Raw genomic sequence first — 22,883 nt, forward strand, 5'->3', positions numbered from 1 at the left:
GGAAGTCGCTGGGGGCGCAGCAGGTCCCGCCCAGTGCGCCGCCTGGTGCCGCGCTTCGGCCCGAAGCGGGCGGTACGGCTCGGCCCGGCGCCGTCACTCCTGACGGTGCGGCACCAGCCATCGGTTCTCCGCCATCGGCCGGTGCGATGCCACTCGGTCCGCCTGCGCAGACCGTGGACATGCCTCCGGTCGCCGGATCTCGGCCCGCTTGACCGCTGGCCTCTGCCGCGCCCTCTCGTCGACGGGTGCCGGTCCGGGCGTCGTCGTGGTGTCCCGGCGGCGCTTCACTCCGGCGGCGTATCGCCGAGCGACTCGGCCAGTGTGCGCAGCAATCCGGCCAATCGCTCGCGGGAGGCGGCGTCGAGCGCCGCCAGCAGCCGCTGTTCGTTCGCCATGTGCTTGGGCAGCAGGTCGTCGATGAGGGTGCGGCCCTGCTCGGTGAGGTGGATCCGGACGGCCCTGCGATCCTCCGCGCACGGTTTGCGCACGACCAGTCCTTTGGTCTCCAGTCGGTCGATCCGGTTGGTGATGGCGCCGGAGGTCACCATGGCGACTTGGAGCAGCGCGCCCGCGGTGAGTCCGTCTTCGGCGCCGGAGCGGCGCAGCGTGGCCAGCACGTCGAATTCCCAGAACTCCATGCCGAACTCGCCGAAGAACCGCTTCAGGTCCTGGTCGACCAGTCGCGCCAAGCGTTGGATCCGGCCGACGACGTGCATCGGCGAGACGTCGACGTCCGGGCGCTCGCGCTGCCACTGACGCCCGAACAGGTCCACCGCGTCGGACATGAGTCTCCTCTCTACAGGAATAATCTCAACGTTCATCTACTTGACGCCAAGGCAACTCGGCGAGTAAGTATTTCAACGTTGAGATTATCAATGAGGAGTCAAACATGACGACACGCACCGCGGGGCCCGCCGAGGCTTCGGTCGCGGCCACCCTGGCGCTCACCTCGCTCACCCCGATCGTCTGGGGTTCCACCTACGCCGTCACCACCGAGTTCCTCCCGCCGGACCGCCCGCTGTTCACCGCGCTCATGCGCGCCCTGCCCGCGGGACTCGCGCTGCTCGCGATCACGCGAGTTCTCCCCCGCGGCCGGTGGATCGGCCGGGTGGCGGTGCTCGGCGCGCTCAATATCGGTGCGTTCTTCCCGCTGCTGTTCCTGGCCGCCTACCGGCTGCCCGGTGGCGTCGCGGGCGTGCTCGGCGCGGTCGCACCGGTGTTCGCGCTCGCCTTCGCGACCGTGGCTCTGAGCGAGAATCCCGGCGCGCGGAAGTTGTTCGCTGGGGTGGTCGGCGTCTTCGGCGTGGCGCTGGTCGTGCTGCGGGCCGACGCGCAACTCGACGTCGTCGGGGTGGTCGCGGGGTTGGCGGGCGCGGCGTCGATGGCGATGGGCACCGTTCTGACCAAGAAGTGGGGTCGGCCGGACGGCGTCGGCCCGCTGACGCTCACCGGCTGGCAGCTGACCGCCGGTGGGCTCTTCATCGCCCCGCTCGCGCTGCTGGTGGAAGGCGCCCCGCCCGCGCTGGACGCGGAAGCGGTCGGCGGCTATCTGTACCTCGGCGTGATCGGGACCGCGGTGGCGTACTGGCTCTGGTTCCGCGGCATAGCGCGAGTGCCCGCCACCTCGGTGGCCTTCCTCGGATTGCTCAGCCCGGTGTCGGCCGCGGTGATCGGATGGGTCGCGCTCGGGCAAGCGCTCACCACGCTCCAGATGGCCGGCATGGCGATCGCGCTGGGCGGCACACTGCTCGGCCAAGCGGTCGGCGCGCCGAAGGAACCGGTTCAGCCCGCGCCCGTTCCGGCCGGCGGCTCCAGCGTTGCGCTGAGCACCGAAACTTCGCCGAAGAAGGTCTTGACCTTGACGTAACGTCAACTTGCAAGCTGGTTACACCGACGAGAGCACGAGGGAAGACCGATCGTGGGCGGCAAGGAATGGTCCATCCAGGATCTGGCGAAGGCGGCCGGTACCACCAGTCGCACGCTGCGCCACTACGGGCAGCTGGGGCTGTTGCCGCCCAGCCGGATCGGAGCCAACGGCTACCGGTACTACGACCAGGACTCCCTCGTGCGGTTGCAACGCATCCTGTTGCTGCGTGAACTCGGCCTCGGCCTTCCGGTCATCGCCGAAGTTCTCGCCGGAGAGCAGGAAACCGCCGCCGCGCTGCGTACGCACCTGGAACTGCTCCGGCAGGAACAGGATCGGATCCGGCGGCAGATCGAGTCGGTGCGAACCACGCTGCACAAAACGGAAAGAGGTGAACAACTCGTGGCAGCAGAAGTTTTCGACGGCTTCGACCACACGAAGTACAAGGACGAGGTGATCGAACGCTGGGGCAAGGACGCCTACGAGAGCGGTGACCGCTGGTGGAACTCGATGTCCGACACGGACAAGAAGAACTTCCAGCAGACTCATCTCGACATCGCCGCCGACTACGGCCGGGCGCACGCCGACGGGCTGGCGCCCGACGCCGACGAGGTGCAGGCCATCGTCCAGCGTCACTACGAGTGGATCGGCATCGGCTGGCAGGGTCGTCCGGTGGTCGAGGAGGCATTCGTCAACCTCGGCGAGATGTACGTGGCCGACCCGCGTTTCGCGGCCAACTACGACGTGCACGGCGCCGGCACCGCCGAGTTCGTGCGCGATGCGATGAAGGTCTACGCCGAGCGACGACTGTAGAGCGCGACCATCCGGCGGCCGGTACGCGACCTCCTGACCCGGGTTCAGCCCGGTCGCGCTTCGCCGTCGCGTCCGAGTGCGTGCATCAATTGGTCTTCCGTGATGGGAGGCACCGGAAGCGGGTGGGCGGCCTCCGCGCGCAGGCCGTCGAGCATCAGGGCGAGGTGGCGACGCCAGGCTTCCGGGGCGATGTGACTGGTCGCCTCGACGATCCTGGTGTGTGACCAGGTGATGAAGGCGATGTCCTCGAGCACCCAGTCCGGGCGCAGCACACCGGCTTCCTGCGCGCGAGTGATGATCCGGCGCATCAGGCCGTGGCCGTACTCCTGGGCCTGCGCGATGGCGGGACTGGGCGCCGCCCGCACGGCCAGTTCGCTGAGCAGCCGGTCGGAGGCTTGCAGCGCGCAGACCCGCTCCACGAGGTAGACGAACGACTCCCACGGGTCGGCGATGGCCAGCGCGTCCTCGGCGATGCGGCCACCCGCTTCGATCCGGTCCTCGACCGCGGCCGCGATGAGGTCGTCCCGGGTCGGGAAGCGGTTGTAGAGCGTGCCGATCGCGACTCCGGCGCGGGCGGCGACCTCTTTGAGCGGCGCGTCGAGACCGCGTTCGGAGAAGACGGCGCGGGCGGCGGTCACGAGCGCGTCCCGGTTGCGCTGGGCATCGCTGCGTAACGGCTTGTCCACGGGCCGATCCTACAAATCGGGCAGGCGGAATATGTTGAGCCATGGTTCAACTTAGTGCTACTGTCGAGCCGAAACTTGAACCATCTCTCAACTTAATCAGGAGTGGCAATGTCCGAGACCATCGCGATCTTCGGCTACGGACCCGGCCTCGGCGTCGGCACGGGACGCCGATTCGGGCGGGAGGGATTCCGGGTGGCCGTCATCGGACGTGATCCCGAGAAGGCGCGGCGGCACGCCGACGAGCTGACCGCCGAAGGAATCGAGGCCGCGGCCTTCCCCGCGGACGTCACCGTCGCCGCGCAGGTCACGGGCGTGATCGAGAAAATCGAGGCTTCCTTCGGCCCGATCGACGTGGCCATGCACGGCGCCGCGGGCAATATGAGCGACCGGATTGCTTCCACGCTGGAGGTGGACATCCCCTCCCTCGATGCGCCGATCGCGCTGAAGCTGCACTCACCGATCCTGGTGACGCGGGCGCTCGCGCCGAAAATGGTGCGGCGCGGCGACGGCGCACTGCTGTTCTCCTCCGGCTCGTCCGAGCACTTCGTGGCGCCCTACCTGGCCAACTTCGGCATCGCGCTGGCCGCGCAGCGCGGTTACCTGCGCCAGCTCGAGGTGGAATTGCGCGGTACCGGCGTCTACGTCGGATTGCTCAATATCGGCGCGCTGATCGACGGCAGCGCAGCCGCGCAGATCATCGATGAGAATCCGGAAGTGATCCCGGCGGGCTTGGAAATCGTCCGCATGAGCGGCGACGAACTCGGCGACCACTACTGGCGGCTGTACACCGAGCGGGACAAAGTGGAGCTCGACGTGGGTTTCCCAGCCTGAGGTCCGCCCCGACAAGTCCCGAGCGCGCACCGGCCTGGGCCCTGCGCGCTCGTTCGGCCGCGGCAGTACACAACCGGCCGGTTGCCAAAGAAGGCGGTTTGGGCAAACATCCGGCGAAATATCGAGGTCAGGGACATGAAACCGGGGCAGGCGAGCGGTGCCGTTCAGCACAGTTCCGACTCCGCCCGGACACGGCGGGGACTTCCGATACTCTGGGCTCCCGTGACCGTCGCATCGTCCCCGGGTACCTCCGTCCATTCCGCCTCACAGTTCGATCTGATCGTCGTCGGCTCCGGATTCTTCGGGCTGACCGTTGCCGAACGCGCCGCCACCGTGCTGGGTAAACGGGTTCTGGTGATCGAACGGCGCCACCACATCGGTGGCAACGCCTACTCCGAGCCGGACCCGGAGACCGGGATCGAGATCCACAAGTACGGCGCGCACCTGTTCCACACGTCGAACAAGCGGGTGTGGGACTACGTCACCCAGTTCACCGAGTTCACCGGCTACCAGCACCGCGTCTTCGCGATGCACAAGGGCCAGGCCTACCAGTTCCCGATGGGGCTGGGCCTGGTCTCCCAGTTCTTCGGCCGCTACTTCTCGCCGGAAGAGGCGCGCAAACTGATCGCGGAGCAGGCCTCGGAGATCGAGACCAAGGACGCGCAGAACCTCGAGGAGAAGGCCATCTCGCTGATCGGCCGCCCGCTCTACGAGGCGTTCGTGCGCGACTACACCGCCAAGCAGTGGCAGACCGACCCGAAGGAGCTGCCCGCGGGCAACATCACCCGCCTCCCGGTCCGCTACACCTTCGACAACCGCTACTTCAACGACACCTACGAGGGCCTGCCCCGCGAGGGCTACACGAAGTGGCTGGAGAACATGGCCGCCTCCGACCTGATCGAGGTGCGCCTGAACACCGACTGGTTCGAGGTGCGCGAGCAGCTGCGCGCCGAGAACCCGGACGCGCCGATCGTCTACACCGGCCCGCTGGACCGCTACTTCGACTACAGCGAAGGCGAACTGGGCTGGCGCACCATCGATTTCGAGACCGAGGTGCTGCCGGTGGGCGACTTCCAGGGCACGTCGGTGATGAACTACAACGATGCGGACGTGCCCTACACCCGCATCATCGAGCCGCGACACTTCCATCCCGAGCGCGAGTACCCCACCGACAAGACGGTGATCATGCGGGAGTACTCCCGGTTCGCGCAGACCGGCGACGAGCCGTACTACCCGATCAACACACCGGAGGACCGGGCGAAGCTGCTGGCCTACCGTGAGCTGGCCAAGCAGGAGACCGCCGCGGCGAAGGTCGTCTTCGGCGGACGTCTGGGCACCTACCAGTACCTGGATATGCACATGGCGATCGGCAGCGCGCTGAGCATGTTCGACAACGTGCTGCGCCCGCATCTGGCGGACGGCGCGCCGCTGGTCGATCAGGAGGCATAGGAGCGCCGATGACCTCTCAATCCATTCTGGAAGACATGACCACCGAGACCCGCGCGAAATCGCTGTTGCAGCGCATCATCCTGCCCCGGCCGGGTGAGCCGCTGGACGTGCGCACGCTCTACGTCGAGGAATCGGAGACCAACGCCAGGCGCGCGCACGCGACCACCCGCACGTCGCTGTCGATCGGCGCGGAATCCGAGGTCTCCTTCTGCACCTACTTCAACGCGCTGCCCGCGAGCTACTGGCGGCGCTGGAGCATCCTGTCCTCGGTGGTGCTGCGGCTGGAACTGGCCGGTCACGGCCGCGTGGACGTGTACCGCTCCAAGGCCGACGGCTCGCGGATCCACGTGCAGGGCAAGGAATTCGCGGTCGCGACCGGCGCCGACTCGGTGGTCGTGGAATTCGAAACCGACCTGGGCCCGTTCGAGGACGGCGGCTGGATCTGGTTCGACATCACCACCGACACGGCGGTCACGCTGCTGTCCGGCGGCTGGTACGCGCCGGTCGAGGCGCCCGGTGAGGGCAGCATCGCCGTCGGCATGCCCACCTTCAACCGGCCCACCGACGCGGTGAAGACCCTCGCTGCCCTCGGCTCCGACCCGCTGGTGCTGGAGAAGGTCAAGGCCGTCATCATCCCCGACCAGGGTACGAAGAAGGTCGTCGACGAGCCCGGCTTCGCCGAATCGGCGGCCGCCCTCGGGGATCGCCTGTCCATCCACGACCAGCCCAACCTCGGCGGGTCCGGCGGCTACAGCCGGGTCATGTACGAGGCGCTGAAGACCACCGACGCCGAGTACATCGTCTACATGGACGACGACATCGAGATCGAGCCGGATTCGATCCTGCGCGCGCTGGCCTTCGCCCGCTTCGCCAAGTCTCCGGTGCTGGTCGGCGGCCAGATGCTCAACCTGCAGGAGCGCTCGCACCTGCACGTCATGGGCGAAGTGGTCGATCGCGGCATCTTCATGTGGACCGCGGCGCCGAACGTCGAATACGACCACGACTTCTCGAAGTACCCGCTCAAGGACCGGGACAACTCCAAGCTGCTGCACCGGCGCATCGACGTCGACTTCAACGGCTGGTGGACCTGCGTCATCCCGCGGCGCGTCGCCGAGGAGCTGGGTCAGCCGCTTCCGCTGTTCCTGAAGTGGGACGACGCGGAGTACGGCCTGCGCGCCCGCGCGGCCGGGTACCCGACCGTCACCCTGCCCGGCGCGGCGGTGTGGCACATGGCCTGGAGCGACAAGGACGACGCCATCGACTGGCAGGCGTACTTCCACCTGCGCAACCGCCTGGTCGTCGCCTCGCTGCACCTGCCTGGCAACGGGCGCGGCATGGTCGTCAACACGATCAAGGCCACCCTGAAGCATTTGCTGTGCCTGGAGTACTCGACGGTCGCGATCCAGAACCTCGCCATCCGCGACTTCCTCGCAGGCCCGGAGCGGCTGTTCCAGCTACTGCCCAGCGCGCTGGGGGCGGTGCACGAGCTGCGCAAGCAGTACCCGGACGCGGTGATCCTGCCCTCGTCCACCGAACTGCCGCTGGCCAGCCACATCGGTGTCGGGGCGGTCGGTGAGCCCGCCAATCCGATCGCCAAGGTGGCCCGGCTGGCGAAGGGCGTGGTGCACAACTTCCGTCCCGCGCGCACCGAACACCACGAGACCCCGCAGCTGAACGTGCCGACGCTGGACGCGCGCTGGTTCCTGCTCTCGCAGGTCGACGGCGTCACCGTCACCACGGCCGACGGTCGCGGCGTCGTCTACCGCAAGCGCGACCCGCGCCAGGCGCTCGGCCTGTTCAAGGAGGCCATGCGCCTACGCAAGGAGCTGGCCGCCCGCTTCCCGGAGATGCAGCAGCGCTACCGCGCCGCCCACCCGCAGCTGACCAGCACCGCGGCGTGGGAGAAGGTCTTCGGCATCGACACGAAGGATGAGCAGCAGTGAGTATCGGAGCGAGCGCCGCCGACGACGCGGCGGTGCAGCCGCCGCCGCACAGCGCGAACGGCCACGGCGGCCCGGTGTCCGCGCACCCTCCCGCGGCCGGACAGACGCCGCCGGAGGTCGCGATCATCAACGCCGTGCAGGCCACGCTCGGCGGCAAGCCCGCCGTGGTGTCCGCGGCGCGCGGCCTGTCGCACTTCGGTGAGCACGCGCTGGGCTGGGTCGGCATCGCCGCCGCGGGCTGGCTGGTGGACAAGCCGCGGCGCAGACAGTGGGCCGGGGTCGCGGTCGGCGCGGTCGGCGCGCACGCGGCCTCGATCGTCATCAAGCGCGTCGTTCGCCGTCCGCGCCCGAACGATCCGTCGGTGCAGGTCAACGTGGGCACGCCGAGCAAACTCAGTTTCCCGTCCTCGCACGCCACCTCGACGACGGCAGCGGCGGTGTTGCTCGGCAAATTGACCGGGCTACCCTTGCCTGCGGTGCTCGTCCCCCCGATGCTGCTTTCGCGGGTGGTCCTCGGGGTGCACTACCCCACTGACGTGCTCGCCGGTTCCGCGCTCGGCGCCGCGTCCGCCGCCGCCCTGCTCGCCGCCGAAAAGAGACTCGACAGTGACCGCACAAGAAAGAGCCTTCGTTGACATGAGTGAAGAGCCGACCGGCGCCGACCTGGCCGAGGCGGTAGTCAAGGGCCCGCCCAAGACGCTGGCCGGCGGTCTGTTCAAGGCAGTCCGTCCGCGGCAGTGGGTCAAGAACGTCCTGGTGCTCGCCGCACCGCTGGCCGCGGGCACCGCCACCGACGTCGACGTGCTCGCGCACGTCGGCATCGCCTTCGTGGTGTTCTGCATGGCGGCCTCGGGCATCTACCTGGTGAACGACGCGCTCGACGTGGAGGCCGACCGGGCGCACCCGACCAAGCGGTTCCGGCCGATCGCCGCGGGCGTCGTCCCGGTGAACCTGGCCTACCTGCTGTCAGCGCTGCTGCTGGGCGGGTCGATCGCGGGATCGTTCCTCGCGTCGTGGCACCTGGCCGTGGTGATGGCGGTCTACATCGGCATCCAGCTGGCCTACTGCTTCGGGCTGAAGCATCAGGCCGTGCTGGACATCTGCATCGTGTCCTCCGGCTTCCTGCTGCGCGCGGTGGCCGGTGGCGCGGCGGCCGACATCGAACTGTCGCAGTGGTTCCTGCTGATCATGGCCTTCGGCTCGCTGTTCATGGCGGCGGGCAAGCGCTACGCGGAGCTGCAGATCGCGCTGGGCACCGGCGCCAAGATCCGCAAGTCGCTGGAGTACTACACGCCCACCTACCTGCGCTTCATCTGGACGCTGGCCGCGACGGCGGTCGTGGTGTTCTACGGGCTGTGGGCCTTCCAGCAGGACGGCATCAAGGACACCAACTGGTTCGCGATCTCGATGATCCCGTTTACCATCGCAATCCTGCGTTACGCGGTCGACGTCGATGGGGGCGAGGCCGGGGAGCCGGAAGAGATCGCGCTGGGGGACCGCGTCCTTCAGCTGCTCGCAATCGCCTGGATCGGAGCGGTAGGTGTCGCTGTCTATCTCACCTGACGAGATGCTGGTAGCGGAGCGAACGAAATACGCGGCGGAGCGGTCGGCCGATGAGTCGTCCGGCTCCGCGTCGCGGTTCGCGCGTCTGTCCAAAGCCACGTTCGTCGGTGGGATCACGCTCACCGTTGTTCTTTTCGCGGTCGGGGGCTGGCAGCGGCGGTGGATCGCCGATGATGGTCTCATCGTGTTGCGCACGGTGCGCAACCTGCTGGCGGGCAACGGCCCCGTCTTCAACGAGGGCGAGCGCGTCGAAACCAACACCAGCACCGCGTGGACCTATCTGGTCTGGTTCTTCAGCTGGCTGACCCAGGCGCGGCTCGAGTACGTGGTGCTCGGCGTCGCGCTCACGGTGTCGCTGGCCGCGGTCGTGTTCGCCATGCTCGGCTCGGCGCGCCTGTGGGGCGGGACCCGCACCGGGCTGTTGCTGCCAGCAGGCGTGCTGGTCTACATCGCGCTGCCCCCGGCCCGCGACTACGCCACCTCCGGTCTGGAAAGCGGCTTGGTGATCTGCTGGATCGGCTTGCTGTGGTGGCAGCTGCTGCGCTGGAGCCAGGCCAAGTCGGTGCGCCTGCCCGGTCTGCTCGGACTGGTCTTCCTCGCCGGTCTGGCCCCGCTGATCCGCCCCGAGATGACCCTGGTCGGCGCGCTCGCGCTGCTGATGATCTTCTGCGCGCCCATGCCCGAGAGCAGGCTGCGGCCGATCGTGCTGCGCGCGGCGATCGTCGCGGTGGCCGGGCTGGTGCCGCTGGGCTACCAGATCTGGCGGATGGGCTACTACGGCTTGCCCTACCCGAACACCGCCGTCGCGAAGGACGCGGGCGGCGCCAAGTGGGGGCAGGGTTTCACCTACCTGTGGGATCTGGTCGGTCCGTACTTCCTGTGGGCTCCGCTGCTGGTGTTGCTGATCGCCGGTGTGCTCGCCGCGCGTACGGGTGCGACCAGGACGGCGCCTGCCGATACGGAAGCGAAGCGTGGCTGGTCGATCGGCCGGATCCGAGTCTGGCTGCGCTCGCCGGGTGCGGTTGTGGCTTTGGTTCTGGTCAGCGGGTTCCTCCTGACCGTCTACGCGCTTCGGGTCGGCGGCGACTTCATGCACGGCCGAATGCTGTTGCCCCAGCTGTTCCTGTTCCTGCTCCCGGTCGCGGTCCTTCCGATCCGGGCGCCTCAGGGAGGTGTGCGCGCGGCGACCATCGCCGACTGGTCCTACGCGGCGGTCGCCGTGGCATTCGTCTGCGTCGCGGGCTGGGCGATGTTCGCGGCGAACACCACCGCGATCAAGACCGGCACCAAGATCACCTCCACCGGCATCGTCGACGAGCGCGTCTACTACGTGCTCAACACCGGGCACGACCACCCGATCCTGGCCGAGGACTACTTGGACTACCCGCGCATCCGCGCGATGGTCAACGACATCACCAACAGCCCGAACGGCGGTCTGCTGCTGAACTCGCCGTCGTTCATGTTCTGGTACATCGCACCGCCGCCCCAGCCGATTCCGGCCGGTGGCGCCGGGCACACGGTCTACTTCCTGAATCTCGGTATGACCAGCATGAATGTTCCGCTGGACGTGCCCGTGATCGATCCGATGGGCCTGGCCTACCCCTTGGCCGCGCACACCGACCGGCTCACCGACGGGCGGATCGGCCACGACAAGAGCCTTTACCCGGACTGGGTCATCGTGGACACCGGCATGGTGGACAAGAAACCGTGGATGCCCTGGTACCTGGACGAGAAATGGGTCGCGCAGGCGCGCACCGCGATGTCCTGCCCCGACACCCAGGCGCTGATGATCTCCTACCGCGATCCGCTCACCTTCGAGCGTTTCCGGCACAACCTGCGCAACGCGCTGCACTTCGCGAAGTACCGGATCGATCGGGTGCCGAAGTACGAGATCCAGCGGTGCGGACTGGTCGATCCCTTCCCGCAGCCGGTCGCGCAGCGCTGACCCCCATGAGTCACACTGGACCCACCGGGCACGGTAGGCCCAGTGGCCCCATTTTTCGAGGTAGATAAAGTGGCGTACGCCGCTTTATCTCTTTTTGGTAACGCTGCCGTGTCGATACCGATATACGCTACGACCGTATGCCCGGCCTGGCGTCCACCGGTTGTGGGCAATGGCGGGTTACCGTGTGGACGGCTTGCCGCTGTCGCTGTGAAACGAAAGGTTGAAACTGATGCGAGGCGTGATCGGGCGTCGTCTTAATTCTCGAAGAGCAGGTTCCTGGCTCAAGCGGTCCATGCTGGTATCGCTGGCCGTTCTGCTACCGCTCGGGGTGTCGGTGGCAGGCCCTGCCGCCCCGGCGTCCGCCGCGTTCAATCCGGATGGCATGGACTTCTGGGTCGACTCCGAAATGGGGCCGATCAAGTCGCGCATCTTCCGCGCCGCCGACGGCAACACCGGCCGCGTGGTGTACGCGCTGGACGGCATGCGGGCGCGCAACGATCTGAGTGGCTGGGAGATCGACACCGAGGTCGCGCGCGAGCTGACCAAGTGGAACATCAACGTGGTCATGCCGGTCGGCGGCCAGTCCAGCTTCTACGCCGACTGGAACGGTCCGAGCGACTTCTTCGGTCTCGGCAGCGCGGGCTCGTCCTCCACCGGTTCGGCGAACTCCGGCTCCGGTCTGCTGACCGGTTCCGCGGGCGGGCCGGGCAAGACCACCACCTACAAGTGGGAAACCTTCCTCACCAACAACCTTCGCTGGGCGCTGCGCGACCGCCTCGGGTTCAACCCGAACGGCAACGGCGTCTTCGGCCTGTCCATGGGTGGCAGCGCCGCGCTCACCTTGGCGGCCTACCACCCCGATCAGTTCCGGTACGCCGGTTCGTACTCCGGGTACCTGAACATCTCCGCGCCCGGCATGCGTGAGGCGCTTCGCGTGGCGATGCTGGACGCGGGCGGCTACAACATCGACGCGATGGCGCCGCCGTGGGGCCCGCAGTGGCTGCGGATGGACCCGTTCGTGTTCGCGCCGCGCCTGAAGGCGAACAACACCCGCCTGTGGGTCTCCGCCGGCAGCGGTCTGCCGAGCGGTGCGGACGGCATCAGCTTCAACACGCTCAATGCGATGGGTCTGGAAACGCTGGCCCTGGCCAATACCCGCGCGTTCCAGGTCCGCATGCTCACTTTGGGCGCGAACAACGTCACCTATGACTTCCCAGCCGTGGGTGTGCACAACTGGAACTACTGGGCCGACGAGGTCTACCGGATGATCCCGGATCTGTCCGCGAACATCGGGTAGTAGCCCGGCCATAGCGAGAAAGGCCGCTTCGCGCCACCGGCGCGGAGCGGCCTTTCGGCGTTTACCGGGTCGTCCACGGGTACTTCGGCAACGAATATGAAGAGAAAAGGCTTCGGTAGTTGTGGTTTGGATCACGATCCAGCAACATGAAGGCATTCGTTGTCAATTGATACCCGTACAACATGCGCCAAGGTCGACTCGCCTGTTTCTTGGTAGGCGTGGCGTCTTGGCGCCCGATGAGCCACCGGTTGAGATTGCTAAAAGTTTGCCAAGCCGGGCCATCCGAGGGAAAGGTCGATGTGATGCGTAGTGCGCGCGGGAAGCGCTGTCCCCAGGGGTCCCGAACAGCCCGATCGTGGTTGCGGCGGTCCGCCCTCGGCATCGCCGCGGCGATGCTGCTGCCGCTCGGGGCGACCATCACGGGCACGGGCGCCACGGCATCGGCCGCGTTCGACCCCGCGGCGTTCGATTTCTGGGTCGATTCCGGGATGGGTCCGATCAAGACCCGCATCCTGCGCGCCGCGGACGGCAACACCAACCGCGTCGCCTACGTGCTGGACGGCATGCGGGCGCCGGAGACACTGAACGGCTGGGAGATCGAGACCAACATCCCGCAGGTCCTGGCGAGCCAGAACATCAACGTGGTCATGCCGGTCGGCGGCATGTCGAGTTTCTACGCCGACTGGATCGCGCCGAGCGAGTTCTTCGGCGTCCCGGCCGGCGCGGGCTCCAGCACCGGTTCCGGCGGGTTGGACGGATTCGCGGGCGGGCCGGGTAAGAGCTACCGGTATCAGTGGGAGACCTTCCTGACCAACAACCTGCGCTGGGCGCTGCGCGACCGCCTCGGGTTCAACCCCAACCGCAACGGCGCCTTCGGCCTGTCGATGGGCGGCAGCGCTGCGCTGACCCTGGCGGCATACCACCCGGACCAGTTCAGCTTCGCGGGCTCGTTCTCCGGCTACCTGAACAACTCGGCGCCGGGTATGCGCGAGGCGATCCGCGCGGCCATGCTCGACGCGGGCGGCTACAACGTCGACGCGATGGCCCCGCCGTGGAGCCCGCAGTGGCTCCGGATGGACCCGTTCGTCTTCGCACCCAATCTCATCCGCAACGGCACCCGCTTGTGGATCGCGGCGGCCAGCGGTCTGCCCACGGCCGGCGACCCGCCCAGCTTCGGCACCCTCAACGGCATGGGGCTGGAGAGCCTGGCGCTGGCGAACACCCGCGCTTTCCAGGTCCGGATGGCGACCCTGGGCGGCGGCAACGCCGTCTACTCCTTCCCGCCGTTCGGTATCCATGCCTGGAACAACTGGGCCGACGAGGCGATGCGAATGATCCCGGATATGTCGGCGAACATCGGCTGAATTTTTTGGCGGCGCCTGCGGCGCCGCGTGTTCGCGGCCCCTTCATGGCTCGCGTTCCAGCGGTCGAGACTCGCGCCTGCGGCGCATGCGCTTCGACCGCTGGAACGCGAGCCGGGCCGCGAACGATGCTCGTAAGACTCGCACCCGGGCGGGTTCTGTGGGTGGGGATCTTGCGTTTTGTGGTGTGGGGGTGGTCGGCGGGCGAATTTGTTTGCGTTTGCGTAGTTGTGGTGCTGACCGGCAGGGCGTGGCTGGCGGTGCCCCTAACTTGCCTGGCGGTGCCCCTAAGTAGTGGGGGGGAGGGAGCCAGGGAGTTGGGATAGGGGCAGTAGGGGTATGCGGGGTGGGGTTGTGGGGGCGTGGAGCTCGGCTCGTCAATTTGCTGATTGATCGCTGTTGTGCTGTCGTCAGTGCTCAGAGCTGTTTGCTCGAGATATTCGCGCTGCTATCACGGCGGATCTCGGCTTCGATCACGGTGGGGTCACGGGGCTGATGGGGTGCCGTCGTGTCGGGCGGGTGCTCGGCAGGCGTGTGTGGAGGACGTCCCGGCTGTCGGGATTGCGAAGATCTCGGGCCGGTGACAGTTCCCGCCAGAGGTGCAAATATCTTGCGTTCCAACACGACATCACCGCGAGAACGCGATAAGGTCACCGCACCATTACCTTGCGCGAACGGATGGATTTCGGCAGTGGGAAAGACCCGGATCTTGCTAAAGCGAGGGGCGTCGAATATCGTCCAGCGAGCGCAAGTGTGACCAGATCGTTGTAGCGCCGTCATGGGGATCGGATTGTCGGGACCATGTCCGTGACGAGCGTCTCGTTGGCAACACGGGTGCCGCTTCGCCCCTCGGGCGGCGAGTGGCACCACAACAGCAGAAAGAGAGCAGGATTCATGCGTTTCGGCAGGGCCGCCGCGCCGAAGAGAACACAGTCGGGACGGCGAGGCGCACCTCGCGGTTGGCGTAATCGAATTCTGGCCGTCGGAGCCGCCGCGCTGGCGCTACCGATCGCCGCGGGTCTGGCGACCCCGACTCTCGCCGCCGCGGCGCCGTCGGCGCACGCGCCGGTGTTGCGGTCGCCCGCGGGTGGCTACGAGGACCTGATGGTTCCCTCCAGCATGGGCCCGATCAAGGTCCAGGTGCAGTGGGCCTCGCGCGGCGGCAACGCGGCGCTGTACCTGCTCGACGGCCTGCGCGCGCGCGACGACCGCAACGCCTGGTCGTTCGAGACCAACGCGATGCAGCAGTTCGCCAACGACAACATCTCCCTGGTGATGCCGGTCGGCGGCCAGTCCAGCTTCTACACCGACTGGTACGCGCCGTCGAACACCAACGGCCAGAAGACCACCTACAAGTGGGAGACCTTCCTCACCAAGGAACTGCCCGCCTTCCTGGAGGGCTACGGCGTCTCGCGCACCAACAACGCGGTCGTCGGCCTGTCCATGGGCGGTAGCGCGGCGCTGGCTCTCGCGGCCTACCACCGCGACCAGTTCAAGTTCGCCGCCTCCTACTCGGGCTACCTGAACATCTCCGCGCCGGGTATGCGTGAGGCGATCCGCATCGCGATGCTGGACGCGGGCCGCTACAACGTCGACGCGATGGCCGCGCCGTGGAGCTCGCAGTGGCTGCGGATGGACCCGTTCGTCTTCGCGCCGCAGCTGCGCGGCCTGCCGATGTACATCTCGGCCGCCAGCGGTCTGCCGGGTCAGTTCGACCAGCCGAACTCGGCGGTCGGCGTGTTCAACACCGGCAACGGGATGGCGCTGGAAGCCCTCTCGCTGGTGAACACCCGCGCGTTCCAGGCTCGCCTGAACTCGCTCGGCATCCCCGCCCGGTACGACTTCCCGGCCGCGGGCACCCACTCCTGGAAGTACTGGGAGGGCGAGCTGTTCGCCTCGCGCAACATGATCCTGGACGCCACCGGCTCCTGGTGATCTGATCCACCTCGTCGCATTCAGGCCGCACCGTTTCGGTGCGGCCTGAATTGCGTTCGGGGGCAGCCACGATCGCGCGGCAGCGAACATAGTTTGCTGTGCAGCGCGTGTCTCCCGTAAACGTCGCTATAACGGGAGTACAAAGCTTTTGTGGCAGGGATTACGCGCGGTAGCTGTGGCACACGCGGGCGTCTCGTCGCTCGTACGGCACGCGAGCGGCTCATGCTGCTCGCCACCGCGATGGTGGTCCCGCTGGCCGCGAGCGTGTCCGTCGAGGCACCCGCCGTCGCCGAGCCGACGGCGGCCGTGGCCGCGCCCGCGCTGGAGAAGGTTCAGTGGCTCAGTGACCGTCGCGTCGCCCTGTGGGTGACCTCGCCGTCCATGGGAGTGCCGATCCAGGTCCAGCTGCTGCTGGCTCGGGACTGGAACGCCCATCCTGAGGCCAGGTTCCCGGTCTTGTTCCTGCTCGACGGTCTGCGCGCCACCGAGGACGAGAGCGGGTGGACCAAAGAGGCGGGCGCGGTCGATTTCTTCGCCGACAAGAACGTCACCGTGGTGCTGCCGGTGGGCGGGCAGTCGAGCTTCTACGCCGACTGGCTCCAGCCGGACAACGGCCGCACCTACAAATGGGAGACCTTTCTCACGAAAGAGCTCCCGCCGCTGCTGGAGAGTCATTGGCGGGCGACGCCGGTGCGGGGTGTGGAAGGCCTCTCGATGGGCGGTACGGCCGCGATGTTCCTCGCCGCCCGCAATCCGGGTTTCGTGCGGCACGCAGCGTCGTACTCCGGGTTCCTGACCACGACGACGTTGGGCATGCCGCAGGCCATCGAGGTCGCCATGCGCGACGCGGGCGGCTTCGACTCCGCCGCAATGTGGGGCCCGCAGACGGGCCCGGAGTGGGAGGCGCACGACCCATACGTGCTGGCCGACAAGCTGCGGGGAGTCAGCCTCTACGTCTCCAGCGGCAGCGGCGCGATCGGTCCCTATGACCATGCCCTCGGCATCCCGGGTGTGAGCACCAACATCGCGGGCATGGGGTTGGAGATCCTCTCCCGGCTCACCTCGCAGAACTTCGTGACCAAGCTGTCCAAGCTGGCCATCCCGGCGCAGGTGAACTATCGCCCTTCCGGCACCCATTCCTGGCCGTACTGGGACTTCGAGATGCGCCAGTCCTGGAACCAGGCCGCGTCCGCGCTCGGCGTCGATCAGGGCAAGCCCGCCTGTCAGCCGGGCGGCGCGATCGGCCCGGTAGCGACCGCGGCCGGCTGGCTCGGCGACTGCCTCACCGGGGAGTACGCCGTAGCAGGGGGCACCGCGCAGGACTTCAAGGGCGGCCGGGTGTTCTTCACCTCGGACAACGGCGCGTTCCCGGTGGGGGGTGTCTTCGGTTCCGGGTACCAGGCGGCGGGCGGACCTACCGGGCCGCTCGGATTGCCGACCGGCGAGGAACGCGCGCTGGAGGACGGCCGCGGCCGGTTCCAGTCCTTCCAGAACGGCTCGCTGTACTGGACCCCGCAGACCGGCGCTCAGATGGTTCGCGGCGCGATCCTGGACGAGTGGGGCAAGCAGGGGTTCGAGCGCGGCCCCGCGGGCTACCCGATCGCGCCGGAGGCCAAGACGCCGAGCCGTGACGGCGCCGTGCAGGCGTTCGAGAACGGTCCGTTCTACTACAGCCAGGCCACCGGCGTGCATCGCGTCCAGGGCTTGATCCTCGGCAAGTACGCCCAACTGGGCTTCGAGAACAGCCCGCTCGGCTTCCCGGTCGCCGAGGAGCAGGCGGCGAAGGACGCGGGCCGCTTCAGCCGATTCGAAGGCGGGAATATCTATTGGAGCCCGGTATCCGGCGCCTGGGCCGTCCGCAACGGCCCGATCCTGGATGCCTGGCGCGACACCGGCTACGAGAACGGCAAACTCGGCTACCCGACCGGCGACGAGTTCCCAATCTCGGACGGCGTGCAACAGAACTTCCAGGGCGGCTTCATCACGCTGCGCGACGGCAAAACGGAAGTGCACGCGCTCTGAGCATGACCGTCGCCCATCCGGGCCAGGTGAAGTCGTGCATATCGGCCCAGACCCAGCGCCTGGAGGCGTGCATCTGATCGTGAGATGAAGCGGATACGAGCACGTGGGCCCAACTCCCGGTTTCGAGCGAAGCGAGACCGAGCATGCTCTGTTCGCGAGCCATAAGGGGGCCGCGAACACGCAGCGCCGCAGGCGCTGCAAATCGGACCCAGCTAGCCTGGTGGGCGACCCGACCCCGCTCAGTGACAGATCGAGGACAAGAATTCATGCAACGGACCCGTGGAAAGGTATTCGGCGTGGTTGTGGCGATTGCCGCGACCGGCCTGCTCGCCGCTTGCGGCGACAACGATTCGACCGCGACGAGCACGCCATCGTCTACCCGCACCACGACGGCGGCGGCTGCCAGCACCTCGCCGGTTGCCTCGACACCCGCCGACACCGGGCAGCCCGCTCCCGCGCCGGAGCAGCCCACGACGACGGCGGCGCCCGAGCGTCCGCAGCCGGTGCCGACCGAATCCGTCCCGCCCGCGGACACCTCGAAGCTCACCGACAAGGACAAGAAGTTCCTGGATGAGCTGGCCAAGCAGGGTGTCACCCCGTCGAGCCCGGACATCGCGCTGAGCATCGGCGCGTACGTCTGCCAGGGCACGGCCGCTGGCGCGTCCGACCAGGATCTGATGACCTTCGTCAACGCCATGGCAGGTTCCGATCCGTCCTTCGACCCGGCGAAGATGCCGGTGGAGAAGGCCGGACAGATCTACATCTCCACCGCTCGCGCCACGTACTGCCAGTGAGTTCGCGCGTCCGTTCGACCTCCCGCCGGTCCAAGCCGGCGGGATGTCTGCTCGTGATCGGCGGCATCCTGCTGATCGTCCTGGTTGCCCTGCTGCTGTGGTATCTGCTCGCGGGGCGTTTGCGCCCGCCGGGCCCCGGGCCGAAGCCGCCGGAACGGCCGACCTCGCAGCCGGCCAGTTGTCCCGACGTGCAGATGATCTCGGTGCCCGGCACCTGGGAGTCCAACAGCGCCGACGATCCGCACAATCCGACCGCCAACCCGGTGTCGCTGATGCTCAACGTCTCCGGCCCGATCGCCCAGCGATTCCCGAGCGAGCGAGTGGACGTCTACACGGTTCCGTACGTCGCGCAGTTCTCCAATCCGATCGCGATCCCGCCGGACGGCCAGCAGTCGTACAACAACAGCCGGTCCGAGGGCACCCAGCGGATGGTCGAGGCCATGGTCGCGCGGCACCAGGAGTGCCCGCTCACCACCTACGTGATCGCCGGGTTCTCCCAGGGCGCGGTGATCGCGGGTGACGTCGCCGCGCAGATCGGCGCCGGCGACGGGCCGGTGCCCGCCGACCTGGTGCTTGGCGTGACGTTGATCGCCGACGGACGCCGCACCGGCGACAACGGCCCGGGTCAGGCGATCCAGATCGGCCCCCCGCCGCCGGGTGTGGGTGCCGAAGTCGCGCTGAAGGGGTTGAACGTGCCCGGCATCACGATGACGGGTCCGCGTCAAGGGGGCTTCGGCGCGCTGGCCGATCGCACCTACACCATGTGCGCGCCGGGCGATCTGATCTGCGACGCACCACGGGAGGCGCTGAGTCCGTGGAACATCCTGGGCAGCGTGAACACGCTGGTCCGGGCCGTGGGGAACCCGGTGCACGCCCTCTACAACACTTTTGTCGTGGACGGCGACGGCACCACCGCGACGCAGTGGACGGCCAACTGGGCGGCGGGCCTCATCGAGGCAGCGCCGCATCCGGCTCATTCGTGAAAATTCACAGCCCGTGAGATACCCCGCACCCGATTGGCGTGACAAGCGCAACTCGAATTGGGTAGCACGCTGTAAAGTGCGCTGGTGATCGCGACGCCGGGCACCACAGCAGCGCAGACCCGAAGCGGGCGTCGCGCCCGTATCTTCCTTACAGCCAGGAGCATGAGTTCATGACAGAAGCCGCCGCACCGGCCACCACGGCGAGCCGTGACGCGGATGCTGCGTTGTCCGCGCTGGGCACTCCGTTGCGTCCGTTCCGCTTCGCGGCGGCCGGCGAGGGAAACAAGCAGGAGGGCGGTGCGCGCAAGTTCGTGCAGACCGCTCAGCAGGCCGAGGAGTACGGCTTCGACACCTTCGTGGTACCCGACCACCTCGGTGAGCAGATCGGGCCGATCGCCGCACTCGGCGCGCTGACCCAGGCCACCGAGAAGATCCGGCTCGGCACCTCGGTGCTGGCGAACGGTTTCCGCCACCCCGTCGTGCTGGCCAAGGACCTGGCGACCATCGACGTGCTGTCCAAGGGCAGGCTCGAGGTCGGCGTCGGCGCGGGCTGGATCAAGGAGGAATTCGAGAACGCGGGCATCCCCTACGAGTCGCCCGGTGTCCGGCTGGAGAAGCTGGACGAGTCGCTGACCATTCTCGATGTGCTGCTGCGCGGCCAGGAGTGCACCTTCGAGGGCAAGCACTACCAGGTCTGCGGTGTCAAGGGGACTCCACGGCCGCGACAGGGTCCGCGCCCCCCGATCTGCACCGGCGGCGGCGGCCCGAAGATGCTGCGGCTGGCCGCCAAGCACGCCGATATCATCTCCGTCGTTCCGGTGACCACCAAGAACGGCAAGGGCCTGCTCTCCGGCATCACCATCGAGAAGGCCGTGGAAAAGGTGAATCTGATCAAGGAGGCCGCCGGTGACCGGTTCGCCGACATCGAGCTGAACTGGGCCATCACCGCGATCGTGATCACCGACGATCGCGAGAAGACCGCGGAGATGGCGCTGTCGGCGTTGGACCGGGGACTGCACCCGAACCTGGAGGTCGACGTTCAGCTGTCCGTCGAGGACATCCTGAACTCGCCCTACGTGGCGATCGGCACATTCGAGGAGATCGCCGAGCAGATCCGCCGTGTGCGGCAGCTCACCTCGATGTCCTACGTCGGTGTATTCCCCACCCAGATGGACGCGTTCGCCCCCGTTATTCCCCTGCTGCGGGACGAGTGAGCCGGTCTTCTCTGTAACATGACTCTGGTTTGAGTACATCTAGCCGATAAGCGGTCACCGCGCAGACCGCACAAAATCTGCAGGCTGGCTCTGCACTTGGAGCACCCGCGGGCGAAAGCGAGTCGGGGCCTCACAGGTAAAAGCGGCGATCTCGCCGTCTTGCTGCGTGTGCCTCGGAGGAGAAGAAGGAATGGAAGAGACTTTCGACGACTACCTGGACGAAACCGGGAACATCCGCATTCCCGAGGATCACACCCTGGTTGATCACGTCGAGAAGCACACCCGGAACGACGCGAACACCCTGGCGTATCGCTACATCGACTACTCGCGCGAGCGCGACGGCGAGGCGCAGGAGTTGACGTGGCGTGAGTTCGGTATTCGGCTGCGCGCGGTGGCCGCTCGACTGCAGCAGGTGACCAACCCGGGCGACCGGGTCGCGATCCTCGCGCCGCAGGGCTTGGATTACGTGATCTCCTTCTTCGCCGCGATCTACGCGGGCACCATCTCGGTCCCGCTGTTCGACCCGGACGAGCCCGGCCACACCGATCGCCTGCACGCGGTGCTCGGCGACTGTGAGCCCTCGGCCATCCTGACCGCGAGCTCCTCCGCGGCCGGGGTCCGGCAGTTCTTCCGCTCGCTGCCCGCCGCTCAGCGCCCGCGCATCATCGCGGTGGACGCGATTCCCGACAGCGTCGGCGAGAGCTGGGTGCGCCCGGACATCGCGATCGACGACATCGCCTACCTCCAGTACACCTCGGGGTCCACCCGAGTGCCCGCGGGTGTGGAGATCACGCACCGCGCGGTGGGCACCAACCTGCTGCAGATGGTCGACGCGATCAACCTCGACTGGAACTCGCGCGGCGTCACGTGGCTGCCGCTGTTCCACGACATGGGTCTGCTGACGGTGATCCTGCCCGCGGTGGGCGGCAAGTACATCACCATCATGTCGCCGAGCGCGTTCGTGCGCCGTCCCTACCGGTGGATCAAGGAGCTGGCCGCCGTTTCCGACGGGGCCGGAACCTTCGCCGCCGCACCGAACTTCGCGTTCGAGCACGCCGCGGCGCGTGGTCTGCCGAAGAACGGCGAGTCGCTGGATCTGTCGAACGTCATCGGCCTGATCAACGGCAGCGAGCCGGTGACCACCTCGTCGATGAAGAAGTTCAACGAGGCGTTCGCCCCCTACGGCCTGCCCAAGACCGCCATCAAGCCCTGCTACGGCATGGCCGAGGCGACGCTGTTCGTCTCCGCCACCAAGGCCGAGGACGAGGCCAAGGTCACCTACGTCGACCGCAAGGAGCTCAACGCGGGACGCATGGTGAAGGTCGACCCGAGCCACGAGGACGCGATCGCGCAGGTGTCCTGCGGTTATATCGCGCTCTCGCAGTGGGCGACGATCATCGATCCGGAGTCGGTGGAGTCGGGCGGCGGTCGCGAGGTGCCCGACGGGCACGTCGGCGAGATCTGGCTGCACGGCAACAACATGGGCATCGGCTACTGGGGTCGTCCCGACGAGACCGCGGCGACGTTCCATAACAAGGTCACCGAGCGCCTGGCCGAGGGCAGCCACGCCGAAGGCACCGAGCCGGACGCGAACTGGATGCGCACCGGCGACTACGGCGTGTACTTCGAGGGCGAGCTCTACATCACCGGCCGGGTCAAGGACCTGGTGATCGTGGACGGCCGCAACCACTACCCGCAGGACCTCGAGTTCTCCGCGCAGGAAGCCAGCACCGCGCTGCGTCCCGGTTTCGTCGCGGCGTTCTCGGTGCCCGCCAACCAGCTCCCGGCCGAGGTGTTCGAGCAGGGCAGCCACTCCGGCCTGCAGTTCGACGCCGACGACGCGTCCGAGCAGCTGGTCATCGTGGGTGAGCGCGGTCCGGGCGCGGGCAAGGCCGATCCGCTGCCGATCGCCGACGCGGTGCGCGCGGCGATCTCCCAGCGCCACGGTGTGACCGTTCGTGACGTGCTGCTGGTGCCCGCGGGTTCGATTCCGCGCACCTCCAGCGGCAAGATCGCCCGCCGCGCCTGCCGGGCGGCCTATCTGGAGGGAACGCTGCGGGGTGGTTACACCCAGCAGGCTTTCCCCGATGCACCGGAAGAGTAATTGCCAGGGGCGGCCTCGGACCGACCATCGACGCTCGGCGCCGAGCTTCCCACGCGCCGGGCGTCAATTCACGGTACGC

The 22,883-nt window shown here is 67.7% G+C and carries 18 protein-coding genes; 16 read left to right on the forward strand and 2 right to left on the reverse strand.

From position 1 onward, the window contains the following. Nucleotides 1–284: 284 nt before the first annotated feature. Nucleotides 285–785, reverse strand: coding sequence for a MarR family winged helix-turn-helix transcriptional regulator (locus ON21_RS00560; protein WP_039794286.1), 501 nt, complete (start codon nt 783–785; stop codon nt 285–287). Between the two features lie 104 nt (nt 786–889). On the opposite strand from ON21_RS00560, the gene ON21_RS00565 reads away from it, so the two are divergent. After that, the gene (locus ON21_RS00565) at nt 890–1,867 is read left to right on the forward strand and encodes an EamA family transporter (protein ID WP_051020116.1); all 978 of its coding nucleotides are present in this window, start codon (nt 890–892) and stop codon (nt 1,865–1,867) included. A gap of 51 nt (nt 1,868–1,918) precedes the next feature. After that, nucleotides 1,919–2,677: a MerR family transcriptional regulator gene (locus ON21_RS00570; RefSeq protein ID WP_039794287.1), complete on the forward strand. Its 759-nt coding sequence runs from the start codon at nt 1,919–1,921 to the stop codon at nt 2,675–2,677. 44 nt (nt 2,678–2,721) lie between these two features. On the opposite strand, the gene ON21_RS00575 is transcribed toward ON21_RS00570, so the two are convergent. After that, the gene (locus tag ON21_RS00575; protein WP_039794289.1) at nt 2,722–3,363 is read right to left on the reverse strand and encodes a TetR/AcrR family transcriptional regulator; all 642 of its coding nucleotides are present in this window, start codon (nt 3,361–3,363) and stop codon (nt 2,722–2,724) included. 108 nt (nt 3,364–3,471) lie between these two features. Here ON21_RS00575 and ON21_RS00580 point away from each other — a divergent pair, with 108 nt between their 5' ends. The 14 genes from ON21_RS00580 to fadD32 all read left to right on the forward strand — a co-directional run bounded on the left by ON21_RS00580 (nt 3,472) and on the right by fadD32 (nt 22,804). Continuing rightward, complete coding sequence (locus ON21_RS00580) at nt 3,472–4,194, forward strand: SDR family NAD(P)-dependent oxidoreductase (RefSeq protein WP_039794290.1); 723 nt, start codon at nt 3,472–3,474, stop codon at nt 4,192–4,194. Between the two features lie 222 nt (nt 4,195–4,416). After that, complete coding sequence (gene glf, locus ON21_RS00585; RefSeq protein ID WP_039794292.1) at nt 4,417–5,643, forward strand: UDP-galactopyranose mutase; 1,227 nt, start codon at nt 4,417–4,419, stop codon at nt 5,641–5,643. 8 nt (nt 5,644–5,651) lie between these two features. Continuing rightward, nucleotides 5,652–7,586: a glycosyltransferase gene (locus tag ON21_RS00590; RefSeq protein WP_039794293.1), complete on the forward strand. Its 1,935-nt coding sequence runs from the start codon at nt 5,652–5,654 to the stop codon at nt 7,584–7,586. 74 nt (nt 7,587–7,660) lie between these two features. Continuing rightward, the gene (locus tag ON21_RS00595) at nt 7,661–8,221 is read left to right on the forward strand and encodes a phosphatase PAP2 family protein (protein WP_051020128.1); all 561 of its coding nucleotides are present in this window, start codon (nt 7,661–7,663) and stop codon (nt 8,219–8,221) included. Between the two features lies 1 nt (nt 8,222). Next, nucleotides 8,223–9,149, forward strand: coding sequence for a decaprenyl-phosphate phosphoribosyltransferase (locus ON21_RS00600; protein WP_039794295.1), 927 nt, complete (start codon nt 8,223–8,225; stop codon nt 9,147–9,149). A gap of 4 nt (nt 9,150–9,153) precedes the next feature. Beyond that, the gene (locus tag ON21_RS00605; RefSeq protein WP_083880325.1) at nt 9,154–11,094 is read left to right on the forward strand and encodes an arabinofuranosyltransferase AftB family protein; all 1,941 of its coding nucleotides are present in this window, start codon (nt 9,154–9,156) and stop codon (nt 11,092–11,094) included. 229 nt (nt 11,095–11,323) lie between these two features. Then, the gene (locus tag ON21_RS00610) at nt 11,324–12,391 is read left to right on the forward strand and encodes an alpha/beta hydrolase (protein WP_245562382.1); all 1,068 of its coding nucleotides are present in this window, start codon (nt 11,324–11,326) and stop codon (nt 12,389–12,391) included. A gap of 302 nt (nt 12,392–12,693) precedes the next feature. Continuing rightward, nucleotides 12,694–13,755, forward strand: coding sequence for an alpha/beta hydrolase (locus tag ON21_RS00615; RefSeq protein ID WP_039794298.1), 1,062 nt, complete (start codon nt 12,694–12,696; stop codon nt 13,753–13,755). An 891-nt stretch (nt 13,756–14,646) separates the two neighbouring features. Beyond that, entirely contained in the window at nt 14,647–15,687 is a 1,041-nt protein-coding gene (locus tag ON21_RS00620) for an alpha/beta hydrolase (RefSeq protein ID WP_245562383.1), read from the forward strand. Nucleotides 15,688–15,909: 222 nt separating this feature from the next. Beyond that, complete coding sequence (locus ON21_RS00625; RefSeq protein ID WP_051020117.1) at nt 15,910–17,709, forward strand: alpha/beta hydrolase-fold protein; 1,800 nt, start codon at nt 15,910–15,912, stop codon at nt 17,707–17,709. A gap of 296 nt (nt 17,710–18,005) precedes the next feature. Next, on the forward strand, nt 18,006–18,503 hold the full coding sequence (locus ON21_RS00630) for a DUF732 domain-containing protein (RefSeq protein WP_245562385.1): 498 nt from the start codon (nt 18,006–18,008) through the stop codon (nt 18,501–18,503). Then, complete coding sequence (locus ON21_RS00635) at nt 18,500–19,486, forward strand: cutinase family protein (protein WP_083880326.1); 987 nt, start codon at nt 18,500–18,502, stop codon at nt 19,484–19,486. Before ON21_RS00630 ends, ON21_RS00635 begins: the two co-directional genes overlap by 4 nt. A gap of 170 nt (nt 19,487–19,656) precedes the next feature. Further along, nucleotides 19,657–20,700 carry an LLM class F420-dependent oxidoreductase gene (locus ON21_RS00640; RefSeq protein WP_083880327.1) on the forward strand — a complete coding sequence of 348 codons (1,044 nt, stop codon included), beginning with the start codon at nt 19,657–19,659 and terminating at the stop codon, nt 20,698–20,700. A 190-nt stretch (nt 20,701–20,890) separates the two neighbouring features. Further along, on the forward strand, nt 20,891–22,804 hold the full coding sequence (gene fadD32, locus ON21_RS00645; RefSeq protein ID WP_039794305.1) for a long-chain-fatty-acid--AMP ligase FadD32: 1,914 nt from the start codon (nt 20,891–20,893) through the stop codon (nt 22,802–22,804). Nucleotides 22,805–22,883 lie beyond the last annotated feature (79 nt).

The organism is Nocardia araoensis NBRC 100135 (assembly GCF_000308435.1).
Taxonomy (GTDB): Bacteria; Actinomycetota; Actinomycetes; order Mycobacteriales; family Mycobacteriaceae; genus Nocardia; species Nocardia araoensis.